The organism is Croceicoccus mobilis, from assembly GCF_001661965.1.
Classification (GTDB): Bacteria; Pseudomonadota; Alphaproteobacteria; order Sphingomonadales; family Sphingomonadaceae; genus Croceicoccus; species Croceicoccus mobilis.
On the sequence record NZ_LYWZ01000015.1, the window covers coordinates 1 to 9,115 of the forward strand.

The 9,115-nt window shown below is 61.6% G+C and carries 9 protein-coding genes and 2 pseudogenes; 6 read left to right on the forward strand and 5 right to left on the reverse strand.

All coding sequences use genetic code 11. From position 1 onward, the window contains the following. Both A9D13_RS20420 and A9D13_RS04175 read right to left on the reverse strand, forming a co-directional pair. A pseudogene (locus A9D13_RS20420) lies at positions 1 to 782 on the reverse strand (IS5 family transposase). Between the two features lie 103 nt (positions 783 to 885). Further along, positions 886 to 1,248, reverse strand: coding sequence for a winged helix-turn-helix transcriptional regulator (locus A9D13_RS04175; RefSeq protein WP_066770575.1), 363 nt, complete (start codon positions 1,246 to 1,248; stop codon positions 886 to 888). Between the two features lie 108 nt (positions 1,249 to 1,356). Here A9D13_RS04175 and A9D13_RS04180 point away from each other — a divergent pair, with 108 nt between their 5' ends. The 3 genes from A9D13_RS04180 (at position 1,357) to A9D13_RS20015 (ending at position 3,552) form a co-directional block, all read left to right on the forward strand. Next, entirely contained in the window at positions 1,357 to 2,382 is a 1,026-nt protein-coding gene (locus A9D13_RS04180; RefSeq protein ID WP_066770577.1) for a zinc-binding alcohol dehydrogenase family protein, read from the forward strand. Beyond that, entirely contained in the window at positions 2,375 to 2,701 is a 327-nt protein-coding gene (locus A9D13_RS04185) for a putative quinol monooxygenase (protein ID WP_066770578.1), read from the forward strand. Before A9D13_RS04180 ends, A9D13_RS04185 begins: the two co-directional genes overlap by 8 nt. Before the next feature lie 90 nt (positions 2,702 to 2,791). Further along, a protein-coding gene (locus A9D13_RS20015) for an IS5 family transposase (protein WP_156521919.1) occupies positions 2,792 to 3,552 on the forward strand; the annotation gives its coding sequence in 2 pieces (ribosomal slippage) (positions 2,792 to 3,125 and positions 3,125 to 3,552; 762 coding nt in all). Positions 3,553 to 3,866: 314 nt separating this feature from the next. Here the strand turns inward: A9D13_RS20015 and A9D13_RS04200 are convergent. From A9D13_RS04200 to A9D13_RS04210, 3 genes are all read right to left on the reverse strand, one after another. Continuing rightward, complete coding sequence (locus tag A9D13_RS04200; protein ID WP_066770588.1) at positions 3,867 to 4,655, reverse strand: hypothetical protein; 789 nt, start codon at positions 4,653 to 4,655, stop codon at positions 3,867 to 3,869. 102 nt (positions 4,656 to 4,757) lie between these two features. Continuing rightward, positions 4,758 to 5,633, reverse strand: a complete 876-nt coding sequence (locus tag A9D13_RS04205) for a hypothetical protein (RefSeq protein WP_066770590.1) — start codon at positions 5,631 to 5,633, stop codon at positions 4,758 to 4,760. Between the two features lie 102 nt (positions 5,634 to 5,735). After that, entirely contained in the window at positions 5,736 to 6,932 is a 1,197-nt protein-coding gene (locus A9D13_RS04210; protein WP_229665592.1) for a S8 family serine peptidase, read from the reverse strand. Between the two features lie 120 nt (positions 6,933 to 7,052). On the opposite strand from A9D13_RS04210, the gene A9D13_RS04215 reads away from it, so the two are divergent. From A9D13_RS04215 to A9D13_RS20425, 3 genes and pseudogenes are all read left to right on the forward strand, one after another. Further along, positions 7,053 to 7,541 carry an RNA polymerase sigma factor gene (locus tag A9D13_RS04215; RefSeq protein ID WP_066770596.1) on the forward strand — a complete coding sequence of 163 codons (489 nt, stop codon included), beginning with the start codon at positions 7,053 to 7,055 and terminating at the stop codon, positions 7,539 to 7,541. Then, on the forward strand, positions 7,538 to 8,257 hold the full coding sequence (locus A9D13_RS04220) for an anti-sigma factor (protein ID WP_066770599.1): 720 nt from the start codon (positions 7,538 to 7,540) through the stop codon (positions 8,255 to 8,257). Before A9D13_RS04215 ends, A9D13_RS04220 begins: the two co-directional genes overlap by 4 nt. A 76-nt stretch (positions 8,258 to 8,333) precedes the next feature. Then, positions 8,334 to 9,115, forward strand: a pseudogene (locus tag A9D13_RS20425) (IS5 family transposase).

Sequence of the window (9,115 nt, forward strand, 5' to 3'; positions counted from 1 at the left end):
TTAGGCCGTGTTGACAAAAGACTTCAGCCATAGCCTTTCTGCGGCAAGGTTGAGGAAGCTTTCGAAGGACAGAACGGTTTTGTCGTAACGGGTGGCGATGCGTCGCTGCTGTTTGAGCTTTCCGAACATGCGTTCGATGCGGTTGCGATCCCGGTAGCGGCGATAGTCCGGATGCTCTGGCACTTTGCGGTTCGAGCGTGGCGGAATGATGGGTAGGACACCCCGGATCAGCAGGCTCTCGCGGAAGCGGTCACCATCGTATCCCTTGTCCGCCAGCAGCGCCTTGGGCGTGGTGACTGGGATCGTCATGAACGGTTCGGCAGCGGTGTAATCAGAGGCCTCGCCGCCGGTCAAGATGAAGCCGAGAGGGCGTCCCTGATTGTCTGACCGGTCGTGGATCTTGCTCGTAAAGCCGCCGCGTGATCGACCAAGAGCGTTCGCACGAGCCCCCCTTTTCCGCCCGCCGCCGAGACATGGCCGCGAACGCTGGTGCTGTCGATCATGTGCTGCCAGTCATCGGTGAGGCCGAGATCGACCAGCGTCTGCAGCAGGCCGTCCCACACACCTTGCTCGGCCCATCGGCGGAACCGGACGTAGACAGAGTTCCACTTGCCATAGCGCTCGTGCATGTCGCGCCAGGGGCAACCGATCCGTAGAACATGCAGCATGCCATTGAGAAAGCGCCGGTTATCGCCTGCGGGCCGCGCCCAACGACCTCGTTCGGATGGCAGCAGTGGCCCGATCACCTCCCATTCCGCGTCCGACAAATCCCCGCGATCCATGCCTGCTCCCAAAAAGCAGCTTTGAATCAGCTGGCGATGGCTCTGGGAATCCCTATCCGGCTTTTGTCAACAGAACCTAACGACTGTCCGCTTGCGAGTTGGCTTAAGCTCTCGCCGTCCATCGCCGAGCGAACAAATCCATGTTCGCATCGCCCCATGCCTTGAGCGCCTCGATTATCGGCGAGAGGGTACGTCCCCGCTCGGAAAGTCGATATTCTACCCGAGGCGGGACTTGCGCGAATACCTCGCGCTCAATCAGTCCATCGGTTTCCAGTTCGCGCAGCTGGTTTGTAAGCATGCGCTGCGTCACGCTTCCGCTACGCCGCCGCAATTCATTGAAACGGACGGGCCCCTCCTGGAGATGGTAAAGTATAACGGCCTTCCACTTGCCGTCGATCAGACTGATGGCGGCCTCCACAGCGCAGCCGGGCGTGCAGTCCAGGCGGGAATGACGCGGCTTGGCCAAGATACGGTATCCTTTTCGACACTATGGGCGATTTTTGTGCGTATCGCATGCGAATGCACTGTGACCACATAGGCAGGGCAACAGCAAACTGCAAAAGGAAGTACTCTCATGCGTGCAATCGCTTATCATCAGGCGGGCGTCCTCGATCGACCAGACGCGCTCGTGGATGTCGAATTGCCACGTCCCGTTGTCACGGGCCGCGATCTGCTGGTTGCGGTGCAGGCGGTATCAGTCAATCCCGTCGATACCAAGGTCCGCGCCTGCGCCCCGCCATTTGACGGCAGAGCAGAACGCATATTGGGCTGGGACGCGACGGGTATCGTCGAGGCCGTTGGCCCGGATGTCACCCGTTTCAACATTGGCGACCGCGTTTTCTACGCGGGAAATATCGCCCGCGACGGCAGCAATGCCCAATATCAACTCGTCGACGAGCGCATTGTCGGACGAGCGCCCTCCACGCTTTCAATGGCCGAAGCGGCCGCCTTGCCGCTGACCGCCATCACAGCCTGGGAGACATTGTTCGATCGGCTGCGGGTTCAGGACAAGACGGGCAACGAACCTGCTGCCCTGCTGGTCATCGGTGGTGCGGGCGGCGTCGGGTCGGTTGCAATCCAGATCGCACAGGCCCTTACCGATCTTACAATCATCGCCACGGCATCACGTCCCGCAACACAGGACTGGGTGCGTGGCTTGGGCGCGCATCATGTCATCGACCATAGCCTGCCCATGCCAGCGCAGATCGCGGCTCTCGACCTTGACCCACCAGCCTTCGTCTTCTCGACCACTCATACCGATCGGCATTTGGCCGACATTGCCGAACTGATCGCCCCGCAGGGACGTTTCGCGCTCATCGATGATCCCGTCAGCCTCGACATTGTCACTTTCAAGCGGAAAGCCGTGTCGGTCCATTGGGAACTGATGTTCACCCGCTCGCTGTTCGATACGCCCGATGTCGCAGAACAGGGGCGCCTACTCGACGAGATCGCCAAGCTGGTGGATCAGGGCATGATCAGGACCACGCTGACGCAAACCATGTCGCCGATAAATGCGGCCAATCTGATCGCTGCACATCGCCAGATCGAAAGCGCGACCACTCGCGGCAAGATCGTACTGGAAGGCTGGGACCATGACTGATGCGGCCGCCGATGCTACCGTTCATCTTGTCGCGCGTCTGGTGCCGCAGGCGGGCAAGGCGGACGAACTGGCGCACACTATTATGGCGTTAGTGCCACAGGTCCGCTCAGAGCCCGGCTGCATCGCCTATCTCGCCCATGAGAGCCTTGATGAGCCGGGCGTGATCGTCATGATCGAGGCATGGGCGAATCAGGCCGCGCTGGATACCCATGCCGCGGCACCGGGCTTTGCCGCGCTTGCCGCTCGCTTCGAGGACTTGCTCGCCACACCGCCGTCGCTCGAACGCTTGCGGCGGATCGTTGAGAGTTTTCCTCAATAGGGTGAGCGCCGCTCTATTAGGCCGTAAACTCATAAATTGACTTGCGGGAAGCGTTCGGGGTTGATTCAAGGCTTCAGGAAGGAGCTTTGGATGACGCGGCGACGCTACGAACTGACGGACGGGGAACGGTCGATTATCGAGCCGCTGCTGCCCAACAAGCCGCGAGGTGTTCCCCGCGTTGATGACCGGCGCGTGCTGAACGGCATTCTCTGGCGGTTCCGCACCGGCTCACCGAGGGCCGAGATACCCGAGCGCTATGGCCCTTTGACAACCTGCTACAACCGGTTCGTGCGCTGGCGCAAAGCCGGGGTATGGGACCGGCTTCTGGCGGCAGTTTCCGCCGCTTTCAAAGGCGAGATTGTCATGATCGATTCCACTTGTGTCCGCGTCCACCAGCACGGTGCGACGTGTAAAAGGGGGGATCCGAAGATTGCGGCATGGGACGTTCCCGAGGCGGTCTCACGAGCAAGATCCATGCCCTCGTTGACGCTGACGGTCGTCCCGTTGCCCTGCGACTGACCGGCGGGCAGGTCCACGATAGTCAGGAAGCCGAGGCCCTGCTGGAAGCGATGCCTGAGGGAGCAACCCTGCTTGGTGACAAGGGCTACGACAGCAACGCCATCCGTGAAGCTGCCGCTGCAAAGAAGGCTTGGGCCAACATCCCATCACGGTCCAACCGCAAGCAAGCGTTCGCCTTCTCGGGCTGGCTCTACCGGCAGCGCAATCTCGTCGAACGCTTCTTCAACCGCATCAAGCACTTCCGGGGCATCGCCACGCGCTATGATAAGTGCCCTGGAAACTACCTCGCCGCCGTCAAACTCATCTGTGCCCGCATCTGGTGCGCCGCATAATGAGTCTACGGCCTAGCTTATAGCCTTATCCATAGGGGTGCCCTCTCTATTCGACAATGCGCGAATGAGGCGCCGCCGCCATAGTTCAGTATGCGTGTGCGAAAACGAAAAACCACAGCGCTCGCGGATGCGTTTGAAGTGCGTTAAGAGATGGCTGCGGCGACTGTTGCCGCCGATTAGAAGGTCAGCTAGACATAAGCACGAAGTGCGGAACTTCAGCATAAGATCTGCAATTCTAAGCAGTGCCGCCGGTCTTTAGAATGACTCTTATTGAAATGAGGCTGCTCCGATTCGAATATCGAACCGCTCAGCCATCAATCCAGCGCGAACCCGATCCGCAATCCTACCGACTGATCGGGCGCGCCTTTCGACAGGCCTGCCGAGCCATAGACCCCAATCGACAGGCCGCTGCCAACCCATTGGTTTAGCCCCAATTGTACGCGCTGGTCATCGGTGACCGCCGCATCGGGGTTTTCGCCATAGCGATAAGATGCAGAGAGCTGAGTTTTGCGGCCCAGCCATGTCGCCATTCCGCCGGTCACGGCGTAACGGTCCTGCAGCGAGATGCCTTCGGGGCTGCCGGGTAGCGTATAGCTGAAGCTGGCGAAGGGGATGATCTTGTCCGAGATGGCTTTCGATACCTCGGCCCCGATCGTGTAATCGGTTTCACCCGTGCCCAAATCGTTTTCCGCCGTCGGCAGCTTGATCGATCCCGACAGCGAAAAATTCACCGCCTTCACCGGCAAAGCATATGTCGCGCCAAGTTCCAGATCGCCCCAGCCGTTGCGGGTAACGCTATCTGCCTCCGGCTGCGGTTGCGGCAATAGGGGTAGACCCAGCACATTGCCGGGAATGACATCGGAGGGCCCTTCGATCCGGTGATAAGGGATTGCAGCGATCATTTGCACGCGCCCGATGGTCATGCCCAGCCGGCTGGGGACCGACAAAATCTCGATATCGGTGCCGGTGCCGGTGCCGTAATCGCCGCTTTCATATTCTACGCCACTCGAAACCTCCCACTCTGAGCCGGTTTCAGGTTGAGCCTGTTGCGCAAAGGCAGTGGCGGGGATGCAGGCAAGCAGCAGAACGGTCGGGATACGCATATATTGGGTCCGGTCGATAGACGTGGGCGATCGGTCCGGGAGGAGGTCAAGACCTCCTCCCGGCCGTTCGGGGAGATGTGTTGATTAGTGCGCTAGCGCGACTTAATCGGCCGGATGGTCGCCCGCGGGTTCGTCCGGCATTTCCATGGCCTGCTCTTCGGCAAGCTGGCGCATTTCCGCTTCGCCCATAGCCGATACCAGCGCATCGCCCTGTGCCGAGAAATTGCCTGCAGGAAGCTGCGCGGTCAGCCCATTGAGATCGACGAGCGCATATTCGATATAACCGCGCGCATCGACGACGAGCTGGCTGACAGTGCCCAGCATCTGACCGTCGGTGCCGGTGACAGGCATGGCGGGTGCGATGGCGACGCTACCCGCTGCATTGGCGGCGGCGGAACCCGCGGCGGCAAGGCGATTGCCGGTCGCATTCGCGGCATCTCCGGCCATCAGGCTCGCGGTAGCGGCCGAGCTGCCCCCCACCTGTGCAGCACCGTTGACGGCTGAACCGACTGTCGCCCCAACATTGGCGGCGGTCTTTGCGGCCGTTGCTTGTGTCGCGCTCAGAGTGGAGCCGATCTGGTCAGTCCCGACAAGCTGGGCGTTCACATGTCCGCCGGTCGAGGTGCTCGTGCTGGTCGTAGCGCCTCCATTCAGCGTCGCCAGGGGCGTGTCCAGCGTCTTGGCCGTGCTGCTCGTTGCGGCTGTATCAACGTTACCATGGCTGGCAATGGTACCAGTCTTGGTATCGACCGACTTGCTGCCCTGTGCTTTGGCACTGGCGTCGGCCGAGCCGCGCGTCGCGCTGCGCAGGCTGTCAGTGGGGGCGCCAAGCGGACCGCCGATCGCGCCTTGCCCGCCTAACGTGCCGCCAATGGCACCGCCGATGCCCCCGCTGCCGCCCAACAGTTGCGCATGGGCCGTAGCTGGTGCGGCGACGGCGAAAAGGGCCACGGCGCTGGTAAGATAGATGGTCTTCATGATCAGTTCCTTTTCTATGCAGCAAGGGCGCCTTGCCCTCGTGCTTCGAAAGGAAAACGAACCCCGTTTCCGGTTTAATCCATGCGCCCCGAAAATTTTTTGTCAGCGCGCACCCTTACACGCGCCACAGACCAGCCCGCGCCCGTAGATCGGATCCTCGCCCTTGCTGCCCAGATCGATCGCCTCGGCATCGAGTGCGCGGCGCCAGTAAATTCCGGCGGACTTGGCCCATGCAATACGCGCCGCAACTAACGGTGTCGCAAAAGATGTGCCGCGCAGGCGCACGCGCTTGCCCTTGGCATTGCGTCCAAAAATATCCGCACCTGGAGCGGCATAATCGAGATGCAGTGCCTTACCCGCCTCAATCAAAGCGCGGCGTCTGCCATCCACCCCAGTCACCGCAACCACGCCGTCATAGGAGGCTGGAAAGGCAGGAGGCGCGGCAGGCCCATCGTTGCCGACGGCGGCCACGACGACGACGCCCTTCGCCTGCGAGGCGGCGATAGCCCGTTCCAGCACCGCATTGCGCGGGCCGACAAGGCTGATCGTGACAACCTTGCTCTTGCTTGCCGTCAGCCAGCCGAGCGCCTTGGCAATGGCCAGCGCATTTCCGCCCGCCTTGTCGCTGCCATAGACATCGGCGGCGCGGATGCGCCTGATGCCCGACGCCGACAACAAGGATGCAACGGCAGTGCCGTGATCGGCAGGCAACGGCGCTCCGCTGGCAAATCCGCGCACTTCGGTTACTGCATCGCCACGCGCGGGCGCACTGTCGATCATGCCGACGGGTATATCCGTTTCGCTTGCCGCAGAGTGCGACTGCGCAGCAGCGGGGGTCACCGCATGGCCCGCTGGGAAATGCAGATTATCGGCTGCCACCTGCGCTTCAGGCATGATCCGACCCACAAGTTCCTCCGCCTCTGCCAAGTCCATTGTTTCGGGCACGCGCAGCCGCACCACGGCCATGTCCAATCCGTCGATCCGGTCGTCAGACAGAATGGTGAAACCCTCCTGCCGTGCAGCTTCCAGCGCCGCATCGTCCGCATCCAGCACCAGCAATTCGCCGCGTCGAGCGGGTGAACCCTGCCGGTCCAGCTCGATGCTCTGGCGGTTGTCGCGCAGGAGGCGGTTGATCGAACGAACCCGTTGGCGGGCCAATGTCTCGATCTGTCGCTCAATATCAAGCGTAGCGCGATCCACGCCATCCAGTGTCTGGCTGACGACCGGCCCCACCACCGGCACCGGTAGCGACGGTTGCGGCAACCCGATCTGCGCGCCGGCAGGCGCGGCCAGACTCATGGCTGCCACAATAAAAGAAAGGGGAAACACTCTCATCTCTATGTCGCCTATTCACCAAAACGCCTTAAGCATGGATGAAACGCACCGCGGCGTTCGTTTAATGCATGGAAGGCAAAGACACTGAGCACACCGTTTGAATCCGAATTGCTGGCCCTGCTGCCACGGCTGCGACGTTTCGCCGCCGGCCTGGCCGGCGATCCTGCCGACGGTGACGATCTTTGCCAAATGTCGATAGAGCGCGCGCTAGCGAACCGGCAGCAATGGAACGAAGGCACGCGGCTCGATAGCTGGATGTACCGAATCTTGCGAAATATTTGGATCGACGAGGGGCGAAAGGCGACACGCCGTTTGCAGACATTCGTGGGCGAGGAAGCGGGGACGGCCATCGGCGGCGCCGGTGCGCAAGAAGCAGCAGTCGAACTGTCGCATATCGACCGCGCGATGCAGCGGCTGCCCGACGACCAGCGCGAGGCAGTGCTCCTCGTGATGGTCGAGGGCTATGCCTATAAGGAAGCGGCGGAGATCACCGGTTGCCCCGTCGGCACGCTTAACTCGCGTCTTGTGCGCGGGCGCGATGCGTTGATGGCCATGTTGGGAGAGAGCGCGTGACAGTCACCCCCGAAGAAATCGCCGCCTTCGCCGATGGCGAGTTGACGGGCGAGCGCAAGGCCGCGGTAGAAGCCGCAATGCTGGCCGATCCCGATATCGCGCGTCGCATCGAAGGGCACAAATCGCTTAAGGCCATGCTGTCCACGCATTACGCCCCCGTCGCTGCGGAGCCTGTGCCGGACCGATTGGTTGCAATGCTGGCAAAGCCAAAAGCCGATGTGGTGGATCTAACCGCGGAACGGACACAGCGCCCGACCGCGTCCTCCCGCCATTTTTCTCGCTGGGGCTGGGTCGCGGGGCCTGCACTGGCGGCGTCGCTGGTGCTCGCAGTGACCTGGTCCACGCCGGATAGTGGCGGTGAGGATTTTGCCGATGCTCAGCTTGCCGGCGTGCTCGATACCGCTTTGGCGGGGCAGCAATCGGCTTCGGCGGATACGCGCATCCTCTTGTCTTTTCGCAATGGCGCCGGCGAATATTGCCGCGCATTCAACGGCAGCGCAGCGTCGGGCATCGCCTGCCGGGAAAAACAGGGATGGAAGCTGGAGCAAATCGGCAACGGCCAGACGGGCGCGCGGGAAGCAGGAAGGGAAAGCGATTACCGCATGGCCGGAACGAAGGATCAGGCAATCCTGCAACAGGCGCAGGACATGTCCGACGGGCCAGCGCTCGATGCTGCGGCAGAAGAACGGGCCATGGCTCGGAACTGGCTCAACTAGGTTCTGTTGACAAAAGCCGGATAGGGATTCCCAGAGCCATCGCCAGCTGATTCAAAGCTGCTTTTTGGGAGCAGGCATGGATCGCGGGGATTTGTCGGACGCGGAATGGGAGGTGATCGGGCCACTGCTGCCATCCGAACGAGGTCGTTGGGCGCGGCCCGCAGGCGATAACCGGCGCTTTCTCAATGGCATGCTGCATGTTCTACGGATCGGTTGCCCCTGGCGCGACATGCACGAGCGCTATGGCAAGTGGAACTCTGTCTACGTCCGGTTCCGCCGATGGGCCGAGCAAGGTGTGTGGGACGGCCTGCTGCAGACGCTGGTCGATCTCGGCCTCACCGATGACTGGCAGCACATGATCGACAGCACCAGCGTTCGCGGCCATGTCTCGGCGGCGGGCGGAAAAGGGGGGCTCGTGCGAACGCTCTTGGTCGATCACGCGGCGGCTTTACGAGCAAGATCCACGACCGGTCAGACAATCAGGGACGCCCTCTCGGCTTCATCTTGACCGGCGGCGAGGCCTCTGATTACACCGCTGCCGAACCGTTCATGACGATCCCAGTCACCACGCCCAAGGCGCTGCTGGCGGACAAGGGATACGATGGTGACCGCTTCCGCGAGAGCCTGCTGATCCGGGGTGTCCTACCCATCATTCCGCCACGCTCGAACCGCAAAGTGCCAGAGCATCCGGACTATCGCCGCTACCGGGATCGCAACCGCATCGAACGCATGTTCGGAAAGCTCAAACAGCAGCGACGCATCGCCACCCGTTACGACAAAACCGTTCTGTCCTTCGAAAGCTTCCTCAACCTTGCCGCAGAAAGGCTATGGCTGAAGTCTTTTGTCAACACGGCCTAA

Excerpts from the sequence above, each read along its gene's own strand:
- A9D13_RS04180 (WP_066770577.1), top strand. The coding sequence starts at position 1,357 with ATGCGTGCAATCGCTTATCATCAGGCGGGCGTCCTCGATCGACCAGAC.
- A9D13_RS04185 (WP_066770578.1), top strand. The coding sequence starts at position 2,375 with ATGACTGATGCGGCCGCCGATGCTACCGTTCATCTTGTCGCGCGTCTG.
- A9D13_RS04200 (WP_066770588.1), bottom strand. The coding sequence starts at position 4,655 with ATGCGTATCCCGACCGTTCTGCTGCTTGCCTGCATCCCCGCCACTGCC.
- A9D13_RS04205 (WP_066770590.1), bottom strand. The coding sequence starts at position 5,633 with ATGAAGACCATCTATCTTACCAGCGCCGTGGCCCTTTTCGCCGTCGCC.
- A9D13_RS04210 (WP_229665592.1), bottom strand. The coding sequence starts at position 6,932 with ATGAGTCTGGCCGCGCCTGCCGGCGCGCAGATCGGGTTGCCGCAACCG.